Below are 23,501 nucleotides of genomic sequence, written 5' to 3'. Positions count from 1 at the left end.
TAAATCATTGATATAAGAGAGAAATCCGGGCAGTGATGTTTTCCCATCAAGGGTAAACATCTGATGACAGACGAAATATCGTCTGAAGTGGCCTGTCTGGGGCTGATAAAACACTACGCCAGAATTCATCCTTAATTGCTGATTTTTAAGCTTTAAATTCAATGAAGCCGGGCCGTTCCGGCTGGCAGATTAAGCCTGCGAAAATAGCCCCTGGACTGACAGCGAGGCATCAGGATGAAATATAATTTTCATCCTGGTCATTATATGAAAACACTGGCGTTCTTTACGCCAGTCTGTCGTTAAAGCAGGTTTTCGCCAAAATGCTGGCGATACTCTTTCGGCGTGGTGTCGTAGCTTTTGCGAAAAACTGAGTAAAAGTATTGCAGCGAAGGGTAGCCGCACATCTGTGAGATTTCGTTGATGTTGAGCGACGAGGAAGCCAGCAGTTCGCGGGCTTTTTCCAGCTTTTCGCGGTGGATCATCGCATGGATAGTGTCGCCGGTCTCATCCCGGAAGCGCTTTTCCAGGTTAGAGCGCGACAGTCCTACCGCATCCAGCACCTGCTCCACTTTAATCCCTTTACAGGCGTTGAAGCGGATGTAGTGCATCGCCTGAATCACCGCCGGATCGCGCAGCGAGCGGAAATCGGTAGAGCGTCGGGCGATCACTTTCACCGGCGGCACCAGAATGCGCTGAAGCGGCAGAGGCTGCTTATCCAGCAGCCGATGCAGCAGTTTGGCCGCCTGATAGCCCATCTGTCGCGAGCCCTGTGCTACGGACGAGAGCGCCACGCGTGACAGATAGCGGGTCAGCTCCTCATTATCAATCCCGATCACCGTAAGCTTCTCCGGCACCGGTATTTTCAGATGTTCGCACGCCTGCAGCAGGTGCCGTGCCCGTGAGTCGGTGACGGCGATAATGCCGGTTTGCGGCGGCAGCGTCTGCAGCCAGTCGGCGAGCCGGTTCTGGGCGTGCTGCCAGTTTTCCGGTGCGGTTTCCATGCCCTGATAAACCACGCCCTGATAGCGCTCACGCCCCACCAGCTGGCGGAACGCCTGTTCCCGCTCCTGTGCCCAGCGCTTGCCGCTGGAGGCCGGTAAACCATAAAAGGCAAAACGGTTAATGCCCTTCTCTTTCAGATGCAGAAAGGCTTTCTCCACCAGCGCGGCATTGTCCGTAGCGATGTAATGCACCGGGGGATAATCTTCCTGACGATGGTAAGAGCCGCCAACGCCGACAATCGGCACAGAGACATTCGACAGCAGGGATTCGATGGAGCGATCGTCGTAATCGGCGATCACCCCATCGCCCAGCCACTCCCGGATATTGTCGATGCGGCAGCGGAAATCTTCCTCAATGAAGATATCCCAGTCAGTCTGCGACGCCTGCAGATACTCTCCGACGCCCTCAACAACCTGGCGGTCATACACTTTATTGGCGTTAAACAGCAGCGTAATGCGATAGCGTTTATCATGCATGGTGGCGCGTTCCCTTAAATCCTCAGCGCATTGCATAGCACGGCTGAAAGGGGCGAAAAAATTGTTCGCGCCACAATGTGATCGCCCGCGCGATTACACCCGACGCCGCGTTGCGGTATCCATCCACACCGCCAGCAGCAGAATCGCGCCTTTGACGATGTACTGCCAGAAAGTCGGCACATCCATCATGCTCATGCCGTTATCCAGCGAGGCCATGATAAAGGCCCCCATTACCGCGCCCGCCACCGACCCCACACCGCCCGCCAGGCTGGTGCCACCGATGACGCAAGCAGCAATCGCGTCGAGTTCTGCGATGTTACCTGCCGACGGCGAACCTGCGCCCAGCCTTGAACTCAGGATCAGCCCGGCAATCGCCACCATCACACCGTTGATGGCAAACACCGCCAGTTTGGTGCGCGCCACGTTAATGCCAGACAGCCGGGCAGCATCAATGTTGCCGCCGATGGCATAGATACGACGGCCAAATGCAGTGCGGGTGGCCATAAACATGCCCGCCAGCAGCAGCACAGCCAGCAGTAAAACCGGCGTCGGCACGCCGCGATAGTCGTTGAGTAACCAGATGGCACCGAGCACTAAGATGGCGGTAATCGCCTGACGCCCCACGGTGCTGCTGGCTGCGCCCTGCGGCAGTCCGAGCTGCTGACGACGCAGACGCAGACGCCACTGCCACAGCATAAACAACGCCAGACCGGCCACGCCAAAGCCGAAACCAACGCCACCCGGCAGATAACTCTGTCCAATCTGCGACATGCCCGGCGTGATGGGCGCAACCGTAGTGCCGTCAGTAATTCCGACCAGAATGCCGCGGAACGCCAGCATCCCTGCCAGCGTGACGATAAACGACGGCACTTTACGGTAGGCCACCCACCAGCCATTCCAGGTACCGAGCAACAGCCCCATCACCAGTGTCACCACGATGGTCAGCGGCAGTGGCCAGCCGAGCCAGACGTCGAATATCGCCGCCGCCCCGCCCAGCAGCCCCATCATGGAGCCGACTGACAGGTCGATCTCCGCCGAGATAATCACGAACACCATGCCCACCGCCAGGATACCGGTGATGGCGGTCTGACGCAGCAGGTTGGAGACATTACGCGCACTGAGCCACGCGCCGTCGGTGGTCCAGGTAAAGAACAACGCAATCAGCACAATCGCGCCCAGCATCACCAGCACCTGCAGATTAGGCAGCGTGAACCTGCCCGGTGACGGTTTGCCCGACGTGCCGGTGAGGCGGCTTTGGGTACTTTCACTTTTAAGCATAATGTTCACTCCGCAGGGCAGCTTCCATCACCTGCTCCTGAGTCAGGTTATCGTTAATCAGATCGGCTTTGATCTGCCCTTCATGCATCACCAGCACCCGATCGCTCAGGCCCAGCACCTCCGGCAGTTCAGATGAAATCACAATCACCGCGATACCCTGCTGCACCAGCGCATTGATCAGCAGGTAGATCTCCTGACGGGCGCCCACATCGATGCCGCGCGTCGGTTCATCCAGGATCAGGATTTTGGGATTAAGCAGCAGGCACTTCGCCAGAATCGCTTTCTGCTGATTGCCGCCGCTCAGGCGGCCAATGGGCAGTTCCGATGAGGAGGTTTTTACCCGCAGCCGGCTGATCGCGTCGTTGATCGCCTGCTGCTCCTGCGCTTCATCCAGGGTAGAGAGGCGGTGACTGAACTGGTCCAGCGCCGCCAGGGTAATATTTTTACCCACCGCCATCAGCGGCACGATGCCATCCTTTTTGCGATCTTCGGGCACCATCGCGATGCCGTGCGCAATCGCAGCGCGGCAGTCGGTGATGCTGACCTGCTGGCCATTGATCCAGATATCACCCTGCCAGCGCCCCGGCCAGATGCCAAACAGACACTGCACGGTTTCAGTCCTGCCCGCGCCCACCAGCCCGGCGATACCCAGAATCTCACCGCGTCTGAGCGTGAACGAAACATTGTTAACACGGCGGATGTGGCGGTTAACCGGATGCCAGGCGGTAAGGTTATCGACTTTCAGTATCACATCGCCAATCTGATGCGGCGCGTGGGGATAGAGCGCGGTCAGCTCGCGTCCGACCATCATGGTGATGATGTCATCTTCGCTCAGGCCCGCCGCCGGACGTGTCGCGATATGCTGGCCATCACGGATGACGCAGATGGTGTCGGAGATCGCCTTCACCTCATTCAGCTTGTGTGAGATGTAGATGCAGGCGATGCCGTGTTCGCGCAGATTACGGATGATACCCAGCAGCACATCCGTCTCCTGCTCCGTCAGCGATGAGGTCGGCTCATCCAGAATCAGTAGCCGGACCTGTTTGTTAAGCGCGCGGGCGATCTCCACCAGCTGCTGCTGGCCCAGGCCTAACTCACCGACCCGGGTCGCGGGAGAGACGTTCAGCCCGACCCGCGCCAGCAGCTGCTGGCAGCGCAGGGTCATGGTTTCATCATCCACCATGCCGAAACGGCTCAGTTCGGCACCGAGGAAGATGTTCTCCATCACCGTGAGTTGCCGCACCAGCGCCAGTTCCTGATGAATAATCACAATGCCTTTACGCTCGGTATCGCGAATGGTCTGCGCCTGAATGTCGTCGCCAGAGAAGTGAATATGCCCCTCAAAATCGCCGTGCGGATAGAGGCCGCACAGGATTTTCATCAGCGTCGATTTGCCCGATCCATTCTCACCGCACAGCGACATCACTTCGCCTGCTTCCAGTTGCAGGCTGACATCATTAACCGCCTTCACGGCACCGAAACGCTTGGTGATGTTTTTCATTTCCAGCAGCATCGACTGTTCTCCCTCACGCTATGCGCGGTCAGAGTTCGCTCTGTTTATGGAAACCGTCTTTCACCACGGTGCTTTCGATATTGTCTTTGTTGACCGGAATCGGTTTCAGCAGTCGCGACGGCACATCTTTCAGGCCATTGTTCAGCTTGCTGTTGCTGGCTGGTGTTTTGCCATCACCCAGTTCGACGGCAATTTTCGCCGCTTCGGTGGCCAGTTCGGTGATCGGTTTATAAACCGTCATGGTCTGGGTGCCCGCTTTGATGCGCTTAATCGCGGCCAGATCGGCATCCTGACCCGAAATCGCCACTTTTCCGGCCAGTCCCTGTGCACTCAGCGCCTGAATCGCACCGCCTGCGGTGGCATCGTTAGAGGCCACGACCGCATCGATGTGGTTACTGTTAGCGGTCAGGGCGTTTTCCATAATTTTCAGGGCGTTTTCCGGCAGCCAGGCATCGACCCACTGATCGCCGACAATTTTAATACTGCCGTTGTCGATATAAGGTTTTAACACTTTCATCTGCCCGGCACGGAACAGGCGGGCGTTATTATCTACCGGCGATCCGCCCATTAAAAAATAGTTGCCCTTAGGCACCTGTTTCACAATGCTTTCGGCCTGAAGTTCGCCCACTCTTTCATTATCGAACGAAATATAAAAATCGATATCGGCATTATTTATCATTCGATCATAGGCCAGCACTTTAATGCCTTCCCGTTTCGCTTCAGCGACAACGTTACTCAAGACCTGACCATTGTAGGGAATAATCACCAGCACATCGACACCGCGGTTGATCATATTTTCAATCTGCGACATCTGTGTTTCTTCGTTGCCGTTGGCCGACTGAACAAACACCTTAGCGCCCAGCGTCTCCGCCTGTTTAACGAAAATATCGCGGTCTTTCTGCCAGCGCTCGAGGCGCAAATCGTCAATTGCCATGCCGATCTTCACTTCTTTTGCCACGCTGGTCTGGCTGAAGAGCGCCAGCGCCGCGCAGGCGGCTAACAGTGCATGTTTCATCTTCATTGTGATCATCCTGTAGGTGGAGGCTATTGTTATCGCAGGCCGATAAACCAGGCGGATGAATTGTTGCCCTTCTTTTCCTGTCGCAGCAATTACTGATTTTTATCCGGCTATTACGTTTTTTGGTTTATTTCTTTTTTTATGAGCGCGATCGAGGTTTCATCTTTTTAGGACAAAAGAGTGACAGGGATAAACCGCCCCGCAAATAACATTATTTTGCGAGCCAGCGCACAAATAATAATTATCTGACACCCGTAATGAAATATCGTAATTGAGCTGAGGTTACAGCCCATATTGAATATTGCTTCAACGCAGACCATCCGGGTACTGATGCTAAGGAGCAAACCATGCACGCTTATTTCGATCAGATCGATCGGGTTCGTTATGAAGGCACCCAGTCGACGCATCCTCTCGCTTTCCGCCACTACAATCCCGATGAGGTCATCCTCGGCAAGACCATGGCGGAGCATCTGCGCTTTGCTGCCTGTTACTGGCACACCTTCTGCTGGAATGGCGCGGATATGTTTGGCGTCGGTGCCTTTGATCGTCCGTGGCAGAAAAACGGGGATGCGCTGCAGCAGGCAAAACTGAAAGCGGATGTCGCATTTGAGTTTTTCCATAAGCTGAATGTGCCGTGGTACTGCTTCCATGATGTGGACGTCTCACCGGAAGGTGATTCGCTGCACAACTACAAAGAAAACTTTGCCGCCATGACCGATAAACTGCTGGAGAAACAGCAGGAAACCGGCGTGAAACTGTTATGGGGCACGGCTAACTGCTTTACCCATCCGCGCTACGGTGCGGGCGCTGCCACTAATCCCGATCCGGAGGTCTTTGCCTGGGCCGCGACGCAGGTCTGCAGCGCCATGCAGGCGACCAAAACCCTGGGCGGTGAAAACTATGTGTTGTGGGGCGGGCGCGAAGGCTATGAAACTCTACTGAATACCGATCTTCGCCAGGAGCGCGAGCAGATTGGCCGCTTTATGCAGATGGTGGTCGAGCACAAACACAAAATTGGCTTCCAGGGAACGCTGCTGATCGAACCCAAACCGCAGGAGCCGACCAAACATCAATATGACTACGATGTCGCGACAGTTTATGGCTTCCTGAAACAGTTCGGACTGGAGAAAGAGATCAAGGTTAACGTTGAGGCGAACCACGCCACGCTGGCTGGCCACTCGTTCCATCATGAAATTGCGACCGCCATTGCTCTGGGCATTTTTGGTTCCGTGGACGCCAACCGTGGCGATCCGCAGTGCGGCTGGGATACCGATCAGTTCCCGGTCAGCGTGGAAGAAAACGCGCTGGTGATGTACGAAATCCTTAAGGCGGGCGGCTTTACCACTGGCGGCTTAAACTTTGATGCCAAAGTGCGTCGTCAGAGCACCGATAAATATGATCTCTTCTACGGCCATATCGGCGCGATGGACACCATGGCGCAGGCGCTGAAGGTGGCGGCCCGCATGATTAGCGACGGTGAACTCGATAAGCGTGTGGCGCAGCGCTACAGTGGCTGGAATGGTGAGTTCGGCCAGCAAATTCTGAAAGGTGAGTTTTCACTGGAGGCGCTGGCGGCGCATGCTCAGCAACAGCAGCTCAATCCGCAGCATCAGAGCGGACGTCAGGAGCAGCTGGAAAATCTGGTGAATCACTACCTGTTTGATTTCTGACCCTTCAGGAGCAGCGCATGTTTATCGGGATCGATTTAGGCACCTCTGGCGTCAAAGTGGTGCTGATGGATGCACAGGGCAACGTGGTGGCGACAGAGACGTCGCCGCTGCAGGTTTCGCGTCCGCAGCCCTTGTGGAGCGAGCAGGATCCTGAAAGCTGGTGGCAGGCGCTGGATTCAGCCATGCAGGCGCTGAGCGCGCAGCAGGACCTGCGCGCGGTGCAGGCCATCGGGCTGAGCGGACAGATGCATGGTGCCACGCTGCTCGACAGCGCGAACCAGGTATTGCGTCCGGCCATGCTCTGGAATGACGGGCGCAGCGAGGCGCAGTGCCGTGAGCTGGAGCAGAAGGTGCCGGATTCACGGGCGATCACCGGCAATCTGATGATGCCCGGCTTCACGGCCCCCAAGCTGCTGTGGGTGCAGCAGCATGAACCGGCCATCTTCAGTCAGATTGCTCACGTGCTGTTGCCCAAGGATTATCTGCGCTGGCGATTGAGTGGCGACTTCGCCACCGATATGTCCGATGCCGCAGGGACGATGTGGCTGGATGTAGCGCAGCGTGACTGGAGCGATGTGATGCTGCGCGCCTGCGACCTCAGCCGTGATCAGATGCCGCAACTCTTTGAAGGCAATGCCCTGACCGGCACGTTGCATGCCGATCTGGCGACGCGCTGGAAGATGAACACGGTGCCGCTGGCCGCTGGCGGTGGTGACAATGCGGCGGGCGCTGTTGGCGTCGGTATGACCGAACCGGGCCAGGGGATGCTGTCGCTGGGGACGTCGGGCGTCTACTTCGTGGTGAGCGACGGCTATCTCAGCAATCCGGAACGTGCGGTTCACAGCTTCTGTCATGCGTTACCGCAGCGCTGGCATCTGATGTCGGTGATGCTTAGTGCGGCTTCCTGTCTCGACTGGGCAGCCACGCTGACCGGATGCAAAGATGTTCCAGAACTGCTGGCTGAAGCGGCGCGCGCGCGCGATGACGTGCCAGGACTATGGTTTCTGCCCTATCTTTCCGGAGAACGCACGCCGCATAACAACCCCAGTGCCCGGGGCGCTTTCTTTGGCTTCACCCACCAGCATGGTCGTCCCGAGCTGGCACGATCGGTGCTGGAAGGCGTCGGGTTCGCCCTGGCGCAGGGTATGGACGTGCTGCATGAGTGTGGCGTGCAACCAGAGAGCATTATGCTGATCGGCGGTGGCGCACGCAGTGCCCTGTGGCGTCAGATGCTGGCAGATATCAGTGGTCAGACGCTGGATTACTGCCACGGCGGGGACGTTGGCCCGGCACTGGGGGCAGCGAGGCTGGCGCAGCAGGCGCTTGACGCAGACGTCACCGTTCCACGGCCGGCGCTGGTGCAGCGCCATCAGCCGGATCCGGCCAGGAGGGCGTACTATCAGCCGCGTCGTGAGACGTTTGCGACCCTGTATCAGCAGCTCCTGCCGCTGATGAAATAAAGAGGACGCCAGGCATCTGAACCGTTTTGCCTGGCGTCCTGCTTAGCGGATGACCATCATCCCTGATCTGTTGTTGCCGGGAGAAAATCATCCGGCGAACGCGCACTTCGCATCAGCCAATAGCGCCCAGCGTATCTTCCTGACCCTGTTTCTTCGGCAGCAGGAACAGCGTTGCCGCAATATCCAGCAGATAGATCAGCGCCAGCAGGGTAATCGCCGCGGTGAACGAGAACTGGCTCGCCAGAAGACCAATCACCACCGGGCCGAAGCCGCCCACGCCACGACCCAGGTTGAACAGGACGTTTTGCGCGGTGGCACGCACCTGTGGCGGGAAGGTATCGGAAATCAACGCGCCATAGCCGCCAATCATGCCGTTAACAAACATTCCCATGATCGCACCGGTAAACAGCATGATGTTAGGGTCGCGCAGCTGAGCATAAACCACCACCATCACGACGGCACCAAACTGATAGAGCAGGAAGATTTTCCAGCGCGCAAAGCGGTCGGCCAGCACGCCAAACAACCAGATGCCGAAGGTCATCCCGACCACGGTTACCGCAGTCCAGAGGCCAGATTTCGTCAGGCTAAAGCCAAAGCTGGAAGAGAGGTAGCTCGGCATCCAGATCATCAGCCCGTAGTAACCAAAGTTCTGGACTGAACAGAGGATAAAAATACCGAGACTGGCTTTGGCGGTCGCGCGGTCGCGCACCAGCAGCTTCAGGCGCGCCGGAAATGACAGCGACGGCACATGTTTAACCTGCCGCTGAAACGCCTCCGGTTCGCCCATGCCGCGACGAATGGCAAACGAGACCAGCGCCGGTAATAATCCGACCAGGAACATGCCGCGCCAGCCGATGATATTCAGCAGCGGCGGCGTGATAAAGGCTGCCATCAGCACGCCGAGCTGCCAGCCGATACCGACCCACGCTGATGCGCGGTTACGCTTTTCAGCAGGCCAGGCTTCGGCAATCAGCGCCATGCCGATACCGAATTCACCACCCAGGCCCACACCTGCCAGCGTTCGCCAGGCGAGCAGGTCCCAGTAGCCCTGCGCCACCGCGCACAGGCCGGTAAAGATCGAGAAGACCAGAATCGTGACGGTCAGCATGCGGATACGGCCATAACGGTCGCTGAGATGACCGAAGACGATGCCACCGATAACCGCGCCAATCAGCGTCCATGTCACCAGCGATCCCGCCTGTGATGGATTGAGCGCCAGCGAAACACTGATAGCCGGCAGCATAAAGCCGAGTATCAGCAGGTCAAATCCATCCATGGCATAACCGCTGACCGCAGCCAGCATCGCTTTGCCCGGCGTTACGCCCGGCTTAGATTGGGGAGAAGGGGACATCGTTGCGCACCTCTGAAAGAAAGTGCCGCAATTATAAAGAGAGTTCAGGATGTGACCAATTGAAAAGGCTTATCCCTGCGCCACTCCGGCACAGGGATAAGATGGATCAGGAAGGGCGATTGCTGCCATCGTCACCTGACAGTAATTCATCGAGCCGATCTCCACCCACGTGACGGAAATCCTGACCTTTGACGAAATAGAAGATAATTTCGCAGATGTTCTGGCAGCGATCGCCGATGCGCTCAATCGCACGGGCGCAGAACAGCGCTGTCAGCACGCTGGGAATCGTGCGCGGATCTTCCATCATGTAGGTCATCAGCTGGCGCACAATGCCTTCGTACTCTTTATCCACCTTTTTGTCTTCACGGTAGATAGTGATCGCTTCATTGAGATCCATTCGCGCGAAAGCGTCCAGCACATCATGCAGCATCTGCACGGTGTGACGACCCAGCGACTCAAGGCTCACCAGCAGGGGAAGATGCTGCTGACCAAACTTCTCCAGCGCCGTGCGGCTGATTTTCTCCGCTACGTCACCAATGCGCTCCAGCTCGGAAATGGTTTTGATGATCGCCATCACCAGCCGCAAATCGATCGCGGTTGGCTGACGTTTGGCGATGATGCGCACGCAGGCTTCATCAATCTCCACTTCCATCATATTGACCTTCTGGTCGCCGTCGATCACCCGCTGCGCCAACTCGCCATCCAGATTATGCATGGCGGTAATCGCATCGGTCAGTTGCTGCTCGACCATGCCGCCCATGATCATTACCTGAGTTCGGATATGCTCCAGTTCGGCATTGAACTGACCGGAGATGTGCTTATTCAGATTCAGATTATCCATGTCGATCTCCTGTCAGATCAGCCGTAGCGGCCAGTAATGTAGTCTTCGGTTTGTTTCTGCGCGGGCTTGGTGAACAGCGTGTCGGTGTCGCTGAACTCAATCAGTTCGCCCAGATACATGAAAGCAGTATGGTCAGAGCAGCGTGCCGCCTGCTGCATATTGTGCGTCACGATCACCACGGTATAGTCCTGCTTCAGCTCGGTGATCAGCTCCTCAATACGGCCAGTGGAGATGGGATCCAGTGCGGAGCAGGGCTCATCCAGCAGTAAGACTTCCGGCCGAATCGCGATGCCACGCGCAATGCACAACCGCTGCTGCTGGCCGCCGGAGAGACTGTAACCGCTCTGATGCAGCTTGTCTTTGGTTTCATTCCACAGCGCCGCTTTGGTCAGCGCCCACTGGACGCGCTCATCCATATCGGCACGCGACAGCTTTTCAAACAGGCGGACGCCAAAGGCGATGTTGTCATAGATCGACATCGGGAACGGCGTCGGCTTCTGGAATACCATGCCGACGCGGGCGCGCAGCAGCGCAATATCCTGCTGTGTCGCCAGAATGTTTTCGCCATCCAGCAGAATGTCCCCTTCGGCCCGCTGCTCCGGATAGAGCGAGTACATTTTATTGAAGGTACGCAGCAGGGTCGACTTACCACAGCCCGATGGGCCGATAAACGCGGTGACCTGATTCTTAGCGATATCCAGGTTAATGTTCTTCAGCGCATGAAACTTGCCGTAATAGAAGTTCAGATTACGGACCTGAATTTTATCGGCTGTTACTGTCGCGATACTCATAATTCATCTCTCTTATACGGCGCCGCGCAGGGCCACGCCGGAAGTTAACCGTGTTTACCTTTGGCGAAAATCACCCGTGCCACAATGTTCAGCAGCAGCACGCAGAGGGTAATGATCAGCACGCCCGCCCAAGCCAGGCTCTGCCATTCGGCGAACGGGCTCATGGCGAACTTAAAGATGGTGACCGGCAGGTTTGCCAGCGGCTGCATCATGTCGGTGCTCCAGAACTGGTTCGACAGCGCCGTAAACAGCAGCGGAGCCGTTTCCCCTGCGATGCGGGCAATCGCCAGCAGCACGCCGGTGATGATGCCCGAGACCGAGGCTTTCAGGGTGATGGCCGAAATCATCTTCCACTTGGGCGTGCCAAGCGCATAAGCCGCTTCACGCATGCTGTCTGGCACCAGCCGCAGCATATTTTCGGTGGTACGAATCACAATCGGCACCTGCAGCAGCGCCAGCGCAATTACCCCGGCCCAGCCGGAGAAGTGCTGCATCTGGGACACCACCAGGGTGTAGACGAACAAGCCGACCACAATGGAGGGGGCAGAAAGCAGAATGTCGTTAATAAAGCGGATCACTTCTGACAGGGCCGATTTGCGCCCATATTCCGCCAGATAAATCCCGGCCATGATGCCCAGCGGCGTGCCGAAAAAGGTCGACCAGAAAATCAGCAAGCCACTGCCTGCCAGGGCATTCGCCAGCCCGCCGCCCGCCGTATTCGGTGGTGGCGTTGATTCGGTGAACAGGGACCATGACAGCCCATCCACGCCACGCGATACGGTGGTGAAAAGGATCCACACCAGCCAGAACAGGCCAAACGCCATGGTCAGCAGCGACAGCGACAGCGCAATTTTATTTTTCGTGCTGCGCCAGGACTGCATTTTACGACGTGATGCGTCCAGTTCGGCGCGCGCCTGAATTTCAATCGTGGTCATGAGCGCGCTCCTTCACTTTTCGCCAGTCGCATAATCATCAGCTTTGAAATCGCCAGTACGATAAAGGTAATCACAAACAGGATCAGGCCCAGCTCCATCAGCGCGGCGACATGGACACCCGATTCCGCTTCCGCAAACTCGTTGGCCAGCGCCGAGGTGATGCTGTTACCCGGCATAAACAGCGACGGGCTGTCGAGCTGGTAGGTGTTGCCGATAATAAAGGTCACTGCCATGGTTTCACCCAGCGCACGACCCAGTCCCAGCATCACGCCGCCAATCACGCCATTTTTGGTAAATGGCAGGACGATGCGCCAGATCACTTCCCAGGTGGTGCAGCCGATGCCGTAGGCTGACTCTTTCATCATTACCGGGGTCTGCTCAAAGACGTCGCGCATCACCGAGGCGATGTAGGGGATGATCATGATCGCCAGAATCACTCCCGCCGCGAGGATACCGATACCGAAAGCGGGGCCGGAAAAGAGCTCGCCGACAATCGGAATACCCGACATCACGTCGTTAACCGGTGTCTGGAAATATTCGGCAAACAGTGGTGCGAAGACAAACAGGCCCCACATGCCGTAAACGATGCTCGGAATTGCTGCCAGCAGCTCAATGGCGGTACCCAGCGGGCGACGCAGCCAGCCTGGCGCGAGTTCAGTCAGGAACAGTGCGATACCAAAACTCACCGGCACGGCGATAATCAGGGCGATAATGGAGGTCACAAGGGTGCCGTAGATCGGAACCAGTGCGCCAAATTGTTCGTTGGGCGCATCCCAGGTTTTGGTCCACAAAAAGGCGAAACCAAACTTCTGGATGCTGGGCCACGAGGAGATGATCAGGGAGACAATAATGCCGCCCATCAGTAACAGCACAATCAGCGCAGCCAGCCTGACCAGCGCGCCAAAAATTCTGTCACCTTGTTTGCCTGGGGCTTTGAATGCCGGCTTCGTTGCAGCCATAGAAGTCTCAGTCTTCAGAAGTTATCAGGGCGGCATGAGCCGCCCGTTGGGTCTGACCGGACAGCCGTCCGGCCAGGGTCGGTCAATTACTGATAAAGCGCTTTACCAGAACTGTCTTTGATGTTGGCTTTCCAGGCGGCGCGAATCTGCTCGGTCACGCTCTCTGGCAGCGCAGCATAATCCAGCGCTGTAGCGGTTTTGCTGCCGCTTTTGTAAGCCCAGTCGAAGAACTTCAGTACTTCAGCGCCTTTAGCCGCATTCGCCTGATCTTTGTAGATCAGAATGAAGGTGGTTGAGGAGATTGGCCAGGCATCCGCGCCCTTCTGGAAGGTCAGATCCTGCGCGAACGATTTGCTCCAGTCAGCGCCTTTCGCGGCATTACTGAAGCTGGTTTCGCTTGGCGCGACCGCTTTACCATCGGCATCGATCAGTTTGGTGTAGGTCAGGTTGTTCTGTTTGGCGTAGGCGTATTCCACATAGCCGATTGAACCCGGCAGACGCTGAACAAATGCAGCGACGCCGTCGTTGCCTTTACCGCCCAGACCCACCGGCCAGTTAACAGTGTTGCCTTTACCGATTTTGCTGTTCCAGTCCTGGTTTACCTTCGCCAGATAGCTGGTGAAGACGAACGAGGTGCCTGAACCATCAGCGCGACGCACCACGTTGATGTTGGTCTCTGGCAGTTTCACACCCGGGTTAAGTTTGGCAATCGCCGGGTCGTTCCACTTTTTGATGGTGCCGAGGTAGATATCCCCCACAGTTTTGCCATCCAGCGTCAGCTGGCCTGACTTGATGCCCGGCAGGTTAACCGCCAGTACCACACCACCGATCACGGTAGGGAACTGGAACAGACCATTTTTCTGCAGATCTTCATCTTTCATTGGCGCATCGGACGCACCGAAATCAACGGTTTTGGCGATGATCTGTTTCACGCCGCCAGATGAACCGATGCCCTGGTAGTTAATTTTGCTACCGGTGGCTTGCTGATATTCTGCTGCCCACTTGGCATAAACCGGCGCCGGGAACGTCCCGCCTGCACCAGTGAGATCGGTGGCCGCAAAAGCAGATACCGCGCTTACGGCGAAGGTGGTGGCGAGGATTCGGGCTACGGTGCTACGCATCAGTGTCATATTCCCTCCAGGGGAGAAAAGTCAGGCTAGGGGCCGTTTTAGTAAGAGTCTGTGATTGCTGCAGGAGGGAAAATAGGACAGTTTGATGACAGTGAAATGTACGAAATATGACAGTTATATGACAAAGGGCCAGAATGAAGTGGGCCCGCGACGGGGCCCACCAGGTTATTCCACGGTAACCGATTTTGCCAGGTTACGCGGCTGATCGACGTCGGTGCCTTTGATCAGGGCAACGTGATAGGAGAGTAACTGCAACGGCACGGTGTAGAAGATCGGCGCAATCACCTCTTCAACATGCGGCAGCGGGATAATCTTCATCCCGTCACTGTCGCTGAAACCCGCATCCTGATCGGCAAACACATAGAGCAGGCCGCCGCGTGCGCGCACCTCTTCGATGTTGGATTTCAGCTTCTCCAGCAGTTCGTTGTTAGGTGCCACTACGATCACCGGCATGTCCGCATCAATCAGCGCCAGCGGGCCATGTTTCAGCTCGCCTGCGGCGTAGGCTTCCGCATGAATGTAGGAGATCTCCTTGAGCTTCAGCGCCCCTTCCATGGCAATCGGGTATTGATCGCCACGGCCCAGGAACAGCGCGTGATGCTTGTCAGAGAAGCCTTCGGCCAGATTCTCAATCAGCTTATCCTGCGCCAGCATCTGCTCAATCCGGTTCGGCAACGCCTGCAGGGCATGAACGATCTCATGCTCAGTCTCCACAGACATCCCTTTCAGACGACCCAGTTTCGCCACCAGCATCAGCAGCACCGCTAACTGAGTGGTGAACGCTTTGGTGGAGGCAACGCCGATTTCGGTGCCCGCTTTGGTCATCAGTGCCAGGTCAGATTCCCGCACCAGTGACGAACCCGCCACGTTGCAGACGGCCAGCGACCCCAGGTAGCCCAGCTCTTTCGAGAGACGCAGCGCTGCCAGGGTATCTGCCGTTTCACCCGACTGCGACAGGGTGATCAGCAGGCTGTTTTTGCGCACCGCTGACTTGCGATAGCGGAACTCTGAGGCGATCTCCACGTCACAGGGGATATTTGCCAGCGACTCAAACCAGTAGCGTGACACCATCCCGGAATTATAAGAGGTGCCGCAGGCGATAATCTGGATATGCTCCACCTGACTCAGCAGTGCTTCAGCGCCCGCGCCCAGCTCGCTGAGGTCAACCTGCCCCTGACTGAAGCGCCCACTCAGGGTGCTTTTCAGCGCCATCGGCTGTTCGTAGATTTCTTTCTGCATGTAGTGACGGTAAATACCTTTATCACCGGCGTCATATTGCAGGTTCGATTCGATCTCGGCACGCGTCACGGTATTGCCTTCACGGTCAATAATCGTGACATCACGACGACTGATCTCGGCGATATCACCCTCTTCCAGATAGATGAAGCGGCGGGTCACCGGCAGCAGGGCCAGCTGATCCGAGGCGATAAAGTTTTCGCCCATGCCACGGCCAATCACCAGCGGGCTGCCGGAACGGGCTGCCACCAGCAGCGACGGATCGCGGCTGTCCATGATCACCATGCCATAGGCACCGCGCAGCTGTGGGATCACACGCAGCACGACTTCGCGCAGCGAACCGCCCTGCTTCTGCTCCCAGTGAACCAGATGCGCCACCACTTCGGTGTCGGTTTCAGAGGCAAAAACGTAGCCGCGTTCGATCAGCTCAGCACGCAGCGGCTCATGGTTTTCGATGATGCCGTTGTGCACGATGATGATGTGCTCTGAGACGTGCGGATGCGCATTTGCTTCCGACGGCTCGCCATGAGTTGCCCAGCGCGTGTGCGCGATGCCGGTACCACCGATCAGCGGCTGCTGTTCAGCGGCTTCCGCCAGTTTCTGCACTTTCCCTAACCGCCGCAGGCGCGTGACGTGCCCCTGACGATCGACCACGGCCAGACCGGCCGAATCATATCCGCGATATTCAAGACGACGCAGACCTTCCAGCAGAATCTCTGCGATATCGCGTTGCGCTACTGCACCAACAATTCCACACATAATGATGTTTTCCTGACTACATGGCTTTTCGCCACTTCTGTTGTCATGCGACCTGATATCCGGCTTTGCCGGTTCCCCGAGCCTTGTAGAGAGTGGGGATTATAGTTTTGGCACTGCACTGTATCGGCCCGCATAAAGCGGGCCGTTAAAAATTTTATTTTTTCTTCACCGGACGCTGCCAGTCCGCTTTGTGATTCTGCTCTTTACGGTTATAGACCAGACCGGCTTCGGTCACATCTTTCATGATGGTGGTGCCTGCCGCAATGGTAGCACCTGCCGCGACGCTGACCGGAGCCACCAGCTGCGTATCTGAGCCGACAAATACGTCATCGCCAATCACGGTTTTGAATTTGTTCGCGCCATCATAGTTGCAGGTGATAGTGCCTGCACCGATGTTCACGTTGTCGCCAATCTCCGCATCGCCAAGATAGGAGAGGTGGCCCGCTTTCGATCCCTTGCCCAGACGCGCTTTCTTCATTTCGACGAAGTTGCCCACGTGCGCAGCGTCGGCCAAATCGCTGCCAGGACGCAGACGGGCAAAGGGTCCGACGGTACAGGCGGTAGCGAGATGAGCATCCTCGATCACCGTATAGGGGCTGATTTCACAATCATCGCCGATCACGCTGTTTTTGATGATGCAGCCCGCGCCGATTTTGACGCGCGAGCCCAGCGTGACCCGGCCTTCAATAATAACGTTGGTGTCGATTTCGACATCCCGTCCATGCGCCAGCGTCCCGCGCAGATCAAACCGTGCCGGATCGCGCAGCATCACGCCGGCCAGCAGCAGTTTTTCGGCCTGTTCAGCCTGGTATGTGCGTTCTAATGTCGCCAGCTGCAGACGGTTATTCACGCCATCGGTTTCACTGATGCGTGCCGGATGAACCGCGTTGATCACCCGACCTTCCTGATGTGCCAGCGCGATAATATCGGTAATGTAATACTCACCCTGCGCATTGTTATTGGTGAGCTGTGACAGCCAGCGTTTTAAATCGCCGCCGTTGGCGATCAGAATACCGGTGTTGATCTCTTTAATCATGAGCTGCGCCGGGCTGGCATCTTTCTGTTCGATGATGCCGGTGATGGTGTCGTTCTCACGCACGATGCGGCCATAGCCGGTTGGGTCGTCCAGTACCACAGTAAGTAAGCCAATGCCGCCCTGCGGTTTTGCTTCGCGCAGACGCTGTAATGTCGACTGAGAGATCAGCGGCACGTCGCCATAGAGCATCATGATATCTTCATCATCGGCGAAGGCAGGCGCGGCCTGCTGCATGGCATGGCCAGTGCCGAGCTGCTCAGCCTGCAGCACCCAGTTCAGCGTGCTGTCGGTAAGTGTCGCTTTCAGGCGATCGCCGCCGTGACCATAGACCAGATGCACCTGCTGTGCGCCCAGCCCTTTGGCGGCATCAATGACGTGCTGAACCATCGGTTTGCCTGCCAGCGTATGCAGAACTTTAGGCAGATCGGAATACATACGGGTGCCCTTGCCAGCAGCAAGGATCACCACACTCATCGCACTGTTAGACATAACTATCCTGAGTGAATTTTTACGGGTGAAAGTAAAACGGTTTGGGGTTGAGATTACTACATTTTTCTCAGGCCGAAATTAGGCGGACGGGCAGATCGGGCACCGCAGGCAAAAAAAATGCCAGCCCGAGGGCTGGCATTTCGTGACGCATAAAGCTGGATTACATCGCTTTTTTGGTCAGTTCGATCACGCGCAGTTTAGCAATGGCTTTCGCCAGCTCGGCAGAGGCCTGAGCGTAGTCCACGTCGCCGTGGCTGCTGTTCATATGCTCTTCTGCTTTGCGTTTTGCTTCCAGAGCTCGCGCTTCGTCCAGATCGGTACCGCGAATCGCGGTATCGGCCAGAACGGTGCTGCTGCCCGGTTGCACTTCCAGCACGCCGCCAGAGAGGTAGATATACTCCTCTTCGCCGTGCTGTTTCACGATACGGATCATTCCAGGCTTAATGGCAGTCAGCAGCGGCGCATGGCCAGGGAAAATCCCCAGTTCACCTTCGCTACCTGACACCTGAATTTTCTGTACCAGACCAGAGAATAACTGCTCCTCTGCGCTGACCACATCCAGGTGATAAGTCATAGCCATAATCTTCCTCCCGGGAAACCGTTATTACAGTTTCTTCGCTTTTTCCACGGCTTCTTCGATGGCACCAACCATGTAAAAGGCCTGCTCTGGCAGGTGGTCAAACTCACCTTCCATGATGCCTTTAAAGCCACGGATAGTGTCTTTCAGCGTAACGTATTTACCCGGTGAACCGGTGAATACTTCCGCAACGAAGAACGGCTGAGACAGGAAGCGCTGAATTTTACGCGCACGTGCCACCAGCAGTTTGTCTTCTTCAGACAGCTCATCCATACCGAGGATGGCGATGATGTCTTTCAGTTCCTGATAACGCTGCAGCAGTGACTGAACGCCACGCGCAACATCATAGTGTTCCTGACCGACAACCAGCGGATCCAGCTGACGGCTGGTAGAATCCAGCGGGTCAACGGCCGGGTAGATACCCAGAGAAGCGATCTGACGGCTCAGCGTTACCGTTGAGTCTAAGTGCGCAAAGGTGGTTGCTGGTGACGGGTCAGTCAGGTCATCCGCAGGGACGTAAACGGCCTGTACGGAGGTGATTGAACCGGTCTTGGTGGAGGTAATACGCTCCTGCAACACACCCATCTCTTCTGCCAGCGTTGGCTGGTAACCTACCGCAGATGGCATACGACCCAGCAGTGCAGAAACTTCTGTACCGGCCAGGGTATAACGGTAGATGTTATCGATGAACAGCAGAACGTCGCGGCCTTCATCACGGAATTTTTCCGCCATGGTCAGACCGGTCAGTGCAACGCGCAGACGGTTACCCGGCGGCTCGTTCATCTGGCCATAGACCAGCGCAACTTTATCGATAACGTTTGAGTCAGTCATTTCGTGGTAGAAGTCGTTACCCTCACGAGTACGCTCACCCACACCGGCAAACACAGAGTAACCTGAGTGTTCAGCCGCGATGTTACGGATCAGTTCCATCATGTTGACGGTTTTACCGACACCCGCACCACCGAACAGACCCACTTTACCGCCTTTAGCAAACGGACACATCAGGTCGATAACCTTGATGCCGGTTTCCAGCAGTTCCTGCGAGTTAGACTGATCTTCATAAGAAGGCGCTGCGCGGTGAATAGAGGCGATCTCTACTGCACTGCCGTCTTCTTCTTTCAGCTCGCCTTTCATGTCGATTGGCTCGCCGAGAACGTTCATGATACGGCCCAGGGTCGCTTTACCGACCGGAACCTGAATGGGTTTCTGCAGGTCGTTGACGTTCAGACCACGCTTCAGGCCGTCAGACGTCCCCATTGCGATGGTACGAACTACGCCGCCGCCGAGCTGCTGCTGTACTTCCAGCACCAGACGCGCATCACCATTCATCACCTCGAGGGCGCTGTACACTTGCGGTACCGCGTCCTGAGGGAATTCGACGTCAACAACGGCGCCGATAATCTGGACAATCTTTCCAGTTGCCATCTTGAATCCTCTACCTAATTCCAAACCTGGTTAAACCGCGGAGGCCCCCGAGACGATCTCGGTAAGTTCCTGGGTGATGCTGGCCTGACGAGCTTTGTTGTATACCAACTGCAGCTCTTTGATCAGATTTCCGCCGTTGTCGGTTGCGGCTTTCATCGCCACCATACGTGCAGCCTGCTCACTGGCCAGATTTTCCACCACACCCTGATAAACCTGCGATTCGACATAACGACGCAGCAGGGTATCCAGCAGCGCTTTCGGATCGGGTTCGTACAGGTAATCCCAGGTCTTCGCCTTCATCTCTTCTTCACCTTCCGCTGGCGCTAACGGCAGCAGTTGGGTGATGGTCGGAGTCTGAGACATGGTGTTATTGAACTTGTTACTGACGATCATCAGTTTGTCGATGCGGCCTTCATCATAAGCCTGCAACATCACTTTTACCGGGCCAATCAGATCAGACAGGGCAGGTTTATCGCCCATGCCGCTGACTTGCGCCACAATGTTGCCACCCACAGCACTGAAGAATGACGCCCCTTTTGAACCGATAATCGACAGATCGCTCTGCACGCCTTTATCGGACCAGGACTTCATATCCGCCAGTAATTTTTTGAACAGGTTAATGTTCAAACCACCACAAAGCCCGCGGTCTGTAGAAACGACCAGGTAGCCGACGCGCTTGACGTCGCGCTGTTCCAGGTAAGGGTGCTTGTATTCCAGATTACCCAATGCAAGGTGACCAATCACTTTGCGCATGGTGTCTGCATACGGACGGCTGGCCGCCATGCGTTCCTGCGTTTTACGCATCTTGGAGGCGGCGACCATTTCCATCGCTTTGGTGATCTTCTGCGTGTTTTTCACGCTTCCAATCTTGCTTCGTATCTCTTTTGCGCCGGCCATTAGCTTCTCCTCAAAGCCTTGCGGCCTGCCTTTTCAGACAAGCCGCCAGACATTACCAGGACTGGGTTGCTTTAAACGTATCGATCAGGCCTTTCAGCTTCGCTTCGATATCGTTGTTAAAGTTACCCGACTGGTTGATTTCAGCCATCAGCTCAGCGTGGTCGCGATCGGCGAAGGCCAGCAGTGCAGCTTCGAAGCTGCCAATTTTTGCCAGTTCAACGTCGTTCAGGTAGCCACGCTCTGCAGCGAACAGAACCAGACCCTGCTGCGCGACAGACATCGGCGCATACTGTTTCTGCTTCAGCAGCTCGGTCACTTTCTGACCATGGCTCAGCTGTTTGCGGGTGGCATCATCCAGATCAGAGGCGAACTGCGAGAACGCCGCCAGTTCACGATACTGTGCCAGCGCGGTACGGATACCACCGGACAGTTTCTTGATGATCTTGGTCTGTGCAGCACCACCAACGCGGGATACCGAAATACCTGGGTTAACGGCCGGACGAATACCGGAGTTAAACAGGTTCGATTCCAGGAAGATCTGACCATCAGTAATCGAGATTACGTTGGTCGGAACGAACGCAGAAACGTCGCCCGCCTGGGTTTCGATGATCGGCAGCGCGGTCAGTGAACCGGTTTTACCTGTCACTGCGCCATTGGTGAAACGCTCTACATAATCAGCGCTTACGCGTGATGCACGTTCCAGCAGACGGGAGTGGAGATAGAACACGTCGCCAGGAAACGCTTCACGGCCTGGTGGACGACGCAGCAGCAGAGAGATTTGACGGTAAGCGATAGCCTGCTTGGAGAGGTCATCGTATACGATCAGCGCGTCTTCACCACGGTCACGGAAGTATTCGCCCATCGCACAACCTGCGTACGGAGAGAGATACTGCAGTGCAGCTGATTCAGAAGCAGACGCCACAACAACGATGGTGTTCTGCAGTGCGCCATGCTCTTCCAGCTTACGAACCACGTTAGAGATGGTTGAGGCTTTCTGACCAATCGCAACATAGACACACTTGATGCCTGAGTCGCGCTGGTTGATGATCGCATCGATCGCCATCGCGGTTTTACCGGTCTGACGGTCACCGATGATCAGCTCACGCTGGCCACGGCCGATTGGAATCATCGCATCGACCGACTTATAACCGGTCTGAACCGGCTGGTCGACTGACTGACGATCGATAACGCCAGGTGCAATCACTTCGACCGGTGAGAAACCGTCGTTGTCGATTGCGCCTTTACCGTCGATTGGCGCACCCAGGGTGTTCACCACGCGGCCCAGCAGGCCACGGCCTACCGGTACTTCAAGAATACGGCCAGTACACTTAACCTTCATGCCTTCGGCGAGGTCAGCGTAAGGGCCCATCACCACTGCACCAACCGAGTCACGCTCGAGGTTCAGGGCGATAGCGTAACGGTTACCCGGCAGGGCAATCATCTCACCCTGCATCACATCGGCCAGGCCGTGTACGCGGATGATACCGTCACTTACAGAAACAATCGTACCTTCGTTGTGAGCTTCACTCACGACATTGAACTGAGCAATGCGCTGCTTGATCAGTTCGCTGATTTCGGTGGAATTCAGTTGCATATGCTCCAGTCCCCTTAAGACTGCAAGACGTCAGCCAGACGGTCAAGACGGCCGCGTACGCTGCCATCAATAACCAGATCACCCGAACGGATGATCACGCCTGCCATCACAGACTTATCAATTTTGCAATTCAGCTTAACTTTGCGTGACAGACGTTTTTCCATCGCGGCGCTGATTTTACTCAGCTGGTCGTCACTCAGCGTACTGGCGGAGATAACATCAACTTCAGCGGTGGCTTCATGAGCGTCACGCAGTTCGATGTATTGGGCCAGTACAGCCGGAAGCGCTGTCAAACGTCCGTTTTCCGCCATAACCTTAATCAGGTTCTGCGCGGGTTCATCCAGTTGATCACCACAGACTGCGTTAAACGACGCTGCCAGCGCTTCAGGTGCTAATGCACCGGAGAGAAGATCAGCCATCTGTTCATTGCGAGCCACTTCTGCGGCAAACGCCAGCATCTGTTGCCAGCGTTCTATACTTTGATGCTCAACAGCAAAGTCAAAAGCTGCTTTGGCGTAGGGGCGAGCTACAGTAATCAGATCAGACATCAGCCCCTCCCTCCTTACAGTTCAGCGACCAGTTTATCAACGATGTCGCTGTTAGCAGCTTCATCCACGGAGCGTTCGATGATCTTCTCGGCGCCAGCCATAGCCAGCAACGCAACCTGCTTACGCAGTTCTTCACGTGCACGTTTACGTTCGGCATCAATTTCAGCCTGCGCTTGTGTCACGATGCGATTACGTTCGTTTTCAGCTTCGGTTTTCGCTTCGTCCAGAATCTGCGCGCGACGCTTGTTCGCTTGCTCGATAATGACCTGAGCGTCTTCTTTGGCTTTTTTCAGCTGGTCGGTCGCATTAGCCTGCGCGAGATCCAAATCTTTCTTTGCACGTTCAGCAGAAGCAAGGCCTTCAGCAATTTCTTTCTGGCGCTTTTCGATAGCAGCCATGAGCGGCGGCCATACGTACTTCATGCAGAACGCGACAAACAGGATGAACGCGATAGCCTGGCCGAGGATTGTTGCATTAATGTTCACAGCACAATGCCTCTAGATTGAGTATTTAACT

At 56.0% G+C, this 23,501-nt stretch carries 20 protein-coding genes; 2 read left to right on the top strand and 18 right to left on the bottom strand.

The genetic code is table 11. The features are described from left to right. Window positions 1-299: 299 nt before the first annotated feature. From xylR to xylF, 4 genes are all read right to left on the bottom strand, one after another. Window positions 300-1,478, bottom strand: coding sequence for a D-xylose utilization transcriptional activator XylR (gene xylR / locus FA92_RS17905; RefSeq protein ID WP_033784354.1), 1,179 nt, complete (start codon window positions 1,476-1,478; stop codon window positions 300-302). Window positions 1,479-1,571: 93 nt separating this feature from the next. Beyond that, window positions 1,572-2,756, bottom strand: a complete 1,185-nt coding sequence (gene xylH, locus FA92_RS17900; protein ID WP_013359574.1) for a xylose ABC transporter permease XylH — start codon at window positions 2,754-2,756, stop codon at window positions 1,572-1,574. Next, window positions 2,749-4,269 carry a xylose ABC transporter ATP-binding protein gene (locus FA92_RS17895; protein ID WP_033784353.1) on the bottom strand — a complete coding sequence of 507 codons (1,521 nt, stop codon included), beginning with the start codon at window positions 4,267-4,269 and terminating at the stop codon, window positions 2,749-2,751. Before FA92_RS17895 ends, xylH begins: the two co-directional genes overlap by 8 nt. Window positions 4,270-4,297: 28 nt before the next feature. Beyond that, window positions 4,298-5,290 (bottom strand): D-xylose ABC transporter substrate-binding protein, encoded by a 993-nt coding sequence (gene xylF / locus FA92_RS17890; RefSeq protein WP_033784352.1) that lies wholly within the window; start codon window positions 5,288-5,290, stop codon window positions 4,298-4,300. Window positions 5,291-5,634: 344 nt separating this feature from the next. On the opposite strand from xylF, the gene xylA reads away from it, so the two are divergent. After that, window positions 5,635-6,957 carry a xylose isomerase gene (gene xylA, locus FA92_RS17885; RefSeq protein ID WP_033784351.1) on the top strand — a complete coding sequence of 441 codons (1,323 nt, stop codon included), beginning with the start codon at window positions 5,635-5,637 and terminating at the stop codon, window positions 6,955-6,957. A 17-nt stretch (window positions 6,958-6,974) separates the two neighbouring features. After that, on the top strand, window positions 6,975-8,417 hold the full coding sequence (gene xylB, locus FA92_RS17880) for a xylulokinase (protein ID WP_033784350.1): 1,443 nt from the start codon (window positions 6,975-6,977) through the stop codon (window positions 8,415-8,417). A 112-nt stretch (window positions 8,418-8,529) separates the two neighbouring features. On the opposite strand, the gene FA92_RS17875 is transcribed toward xylB, so the two are convergent. From FA92_RS17875 to atpF, 14 genes are all read right to left on the bottom strand, one after another. Continuing rightward, window positions 8,530-9,768, bottom strand: coding sequence for an MFS transporter (locus tag FA92_RS17875; protein ID WP_033784349.1), 1,239 nt, complete (start codon window positions 9,766-9,768; stop codon window positions 8,530-8,532). Between the two features lie 106 nt (window positions 9,769-9,874). Then, a complete protein-coding gene (phoU, locus tag FA92_RS17870) occupies window positions 9,875-10,609 on the bottom strand; it encodes a phosphate signaling complex protein PhoU (protein ID WP_009088225.1) in 735 nt (244 codons plus the stop codon). A gap of 17 nt (window positions 10,610-10,626) precedes the next feature. Continuing rightward, on the bottom strand, window positions 10,627-11,400 hold the full coding sequence (pstB, locus tag FA92_RS17865) for a phosphate ABC transporter ATP-binding protein PstB (RefSeq protein WP_033784348.1): 774 nt from the start codon (window positions 11,398-11,400) through the stop codon (window positions 10,627-10,629). 44 nt (window positions 11,401-11,444) lie between these two features. Beyond that, window positions 11,445-12,335, bottom strand: coding sequence for a phosphate ABC transporter permease PstA (gene pstA / locus FA92_RS17860; RefSeq protein ID WP_033734597.1), 891 nt, complete (start codon window positions 12,333-12,335; stop codon window positions 11,445-11,447). Beyond that, window positions 12,332-13,294 (bottom strand): phosphate ABC transporter permease PstC, encoded by a 963-nt coding sequence (gene pstC, locus FA92_RS17855; RefSeq protein WP_013359566.1) that lies wholly within the window; start codon window positions 13,292-13,294, stop codon window positions 12,332-12,334. Before pstC ends, pstA begins: the two co-directional genes overlap by 4 nt. 86 nt (window positions 13,295-13,380) lie before the next feature. Further along, a complete protein-coding gene (gene pstS, locus FA92_RS17850; protein ID WP_033784347.1) occupies window positions 13,381-14,424 on the bottom strand; it encodes a phosphate ABC transporter substrate-binding protein PstS in 1,044 nt (347 codons plus the stop codon). A gap of 165 nt (window positions 14,425-14,589) precedes the next feature. Further along, window positions 14,590-16,419 (bottom strand): glutamine--fructose-6-phosphate transaminase (isomerizing), encoded by a 1,830-nt coding sequence (gene glmS, locus FA92_RS17845; RefSeq protein WP_033784346.1) that lies wholly within the window; start codon window positions 16,417-16,419, stop codon window positions 14,590-14,592. A 154-nt stretch (window positions 16,420-16,573) separates the two neighbouring features. Continuing rightward, window positions 16,574-17,944 (bottom strand): bifunctional UDP-N-acetylglucosamine diphosphorylase/glucosamine-1-phosphate N-acetyltransferase GlmU, encoded by a 1,371-nt coding sequence (glmU, locus tag FA92_RS17840; protein ID WP_033784345.1) that lies wholly within the window; start codon window positions 17,942-17,944, stop codon window positions 16,574-16,576. Between the two features lie 160 nt (window positions 17,945-18,104). Beyond that, window positions 18,105-18,524 carry a F0F1 ATP synthase subunit epsilon gene (locus FA92_RS17835; protein WP_008926374.1) on the bottom strand — a complete coding sequence of 140 codons (420 nt, stop codon included), beginning with the start codon at window positions 18,522-18,524 and terminating at the stop codon, window positions 18,105-18,107. 24 nt (window positions 18,525-18,548) lie between these two features. Then, window positions 18,549-19,946 (bottom strand): F0F1 ATP synthase subunit beta, encoded by a 1,398-nt coding sequence (gene atpD, locus FA92_RS17830; protein WP_008926373.1) that lies wholly within the window; start codon window positions 19,944-19,946, stop codon window positions 18,549-18,551. A 30-nt stretch (window positions 19,947-19,976) separates the two neighbouring features. Beyond that, window positions 19,977-20,843: a F0F1 ATP synthase subunit gamma gene (gene atpG, locus FA92_RS17825; RefSeq protein ID WP_003849534.1), complete on the bottom strand. Its 867-nt coding sequence runs from the start codon at window positions 20,841-20,843 to the stop codon at window positions 19,977-19,979. Window positions 20,844-20,895: 52 nt separating this feature from the next. Beyond that, window positions 20,896-22,437, bottom strand: coding sequence for a F0F1 ATP synthase subunit alpha (gene atpA, locus FA92_RS17820; RefSeq protein WP_003849532.1), 1,542 nt, complete (start codon window positions 22,435-22,437; stop codon window positions 20,896-20,898). Between the two features lie 14 nt (window positions 22,438-22,451). Continuing rightward, entirely contained in the window at window positions 22,452-22,985 is a 534-nt protein-coding gene (gene atpH / locus FA92_RS17815) for a F0F1 ATP synthase subunit delta (protein ID WP_033784344.1), read from the bottom strand. 14 nt (window positions 22,986-22,999) lie between these two features. Continuing rightward, window positions 23,000-23,470, bottom strand: a complete 471-nt coding sequence (atpF, locus tag FA92_RS17810) for a F0F1 ATP synthase subunit B (protein ID WP_003849528.1) — start codon at window positions 23,468-23,470, stop codon at window positions 23,000-23,002. Between the last annotated feature and the right edge of the window lie 31 nt (window positions 23,471-23,501).

It is taken from the genome of Pantoea sp. 9140, assembly GCF_000745295.1.
Classification (GTDB): Bacteria; Pseudomonadota; Gammaproteobacteria; order Enterobacterales; family Enterobacteriaceae; genus Pantoea; species Pantoea vagans.
This window is presented reverse-complemented; position numbering and strand designations above follow the sequence as displayed.

What these genes read in the sequence shown, in the direction of transcription:
- atpD (WP_008926373.1), bottom strand. Translation starts at nt 19,946, where the DNA reads ATGGCAACTGGAAAGATTGTCCAGATTATCGGCGCCGTTGTTGACGTC.
- xylA (WP_033784351.1), top strand. Translation starts at nt 5,635, where the DNA reads ATGCACGCTTATTTCGATCAGATCGATCGGGTTCGTTATGAAGGCACC.
- phoU (WP_009088225.1), bottom strand. Translation starts at nt 10,609, where the DNA reads ATGGATAATCTGAATCTGAATAAGCACATCTCCGGTCAGTTCAATGCC.
- FA92_RS17835 (WP_008926374.1), bottom strand. Translation starts at nt 18,524, where the DNA reads ATGGCTATGACTTATCACCTGGATGTGGTCAGCGCAGAGGAGCAGTTA.
- xylB (WP_033784350.1), top strand. Translation starts at nt 6,975, where the DNA reads ATGTTTATCGGGATCGATTTAGGCACCTCTGGCGTCAAAGTGGTGCTG.
- FA92_RS17875 (WP_033784349.1), bottom strand. Translation starts at nt 9,768, where the DNA reads ATGTCCCCTTCTCCCCAATCTAAGCCGGGCGTAACGCCGGGCAAAGCG.
- atpG (WP_003849534.1), bottom strand. Translation starts at nt 20,843, where the DNA reads ATGGCCGGCGCAAAAGAGATACGAAGCAAGATTGGAAGCGTGAAAAAC.
- xylH (WP_013359574.1), bottom strand. Translation starts at nt 2,756, where the DNA reads ATGCTTAAAAGTGAAAGTACCCAAAGCCGCCTCACCGGCACGTCGGGC.
- atpA (WP_003849532.1), bottom strand. Translation starts at nt 22,437, where the DNA reads ATGCAACTGAATTCCACCGAAATCAGCGAACTGATCAAGCAGCGCATT.
- glmS (WP_033784346.1), bottom strand. Translation starts at nt 16,419, where the DNA reads ATGTGTGGAATTGTTGGTGCAGTAGCGCAACGCGATATCGCAGAGATT.
- pstS (WP_033784347.1), bottom strand. Translation starts at nt 14,424, where the DNA reads ATGACACTGATGCGTAGCACCGTAGCCCGAATCCTCGCCACCACCTTC.
- pstA (WP_033734597.1), bottom strand. Translation starts at nt 12,335, where the DNA reads ATGACCACGATTGAAATTCAGGCGCGCGCCGAACTGGACGCATCACGT.
- glmU (WP_033784345.1), bottom strand. Translation starts at nt 17,944, where the DNA reads ATGTCTAACAGTGCGATGAGTGTGGTGATCCTTGCTGCTGGCAAGGGC.
- atpH (WP_033784344.1), bottom strand. Translation starts at nt 22,985, where the DNA reads ATGTCTGATCTGATTACTGTAGCTCGCCCCTACGCCAAAGCAGCTTTT.
- pstB (WP_033784348.1), bottom strand. Translation starts at nt 11,400, where the DNA reads ATGAGTATCGCGACAGTAACAGCCGATAAAATTCAGGTCCGTAATCTG.
- xylR (WP_033784354.1), bottom strand. Translation starts at nt 1,478, where the DNA reads ATGCATGATAAACGCTATCGCATTACGCTGCTGTTTAACGCCAATAAA.
- pstC (WP_013359566.1), bottom strand. Translation starts at nt 13,294, where the DNA reads ATGGCTGCAACGAAGCCGGCATTCAAAGCCCCAGGCAAACAAGGTGAC.
- xylF (WP_033784352.1), bottom strand. Translation starts at nt 5,290, where the DNA reads ATGAAGATGAAACATGCACTGTTAGCCGCCTGCGCGGCGCTGGCGCTC.
- FA92_RS17895 (WP_033784353.1), bottom strand. Translation starts at nt 4,269, where the DNA reads ATGCTGCTGGAAATGAAAAACATCACCAAGCGTTTCGGTGCCGTGAAG.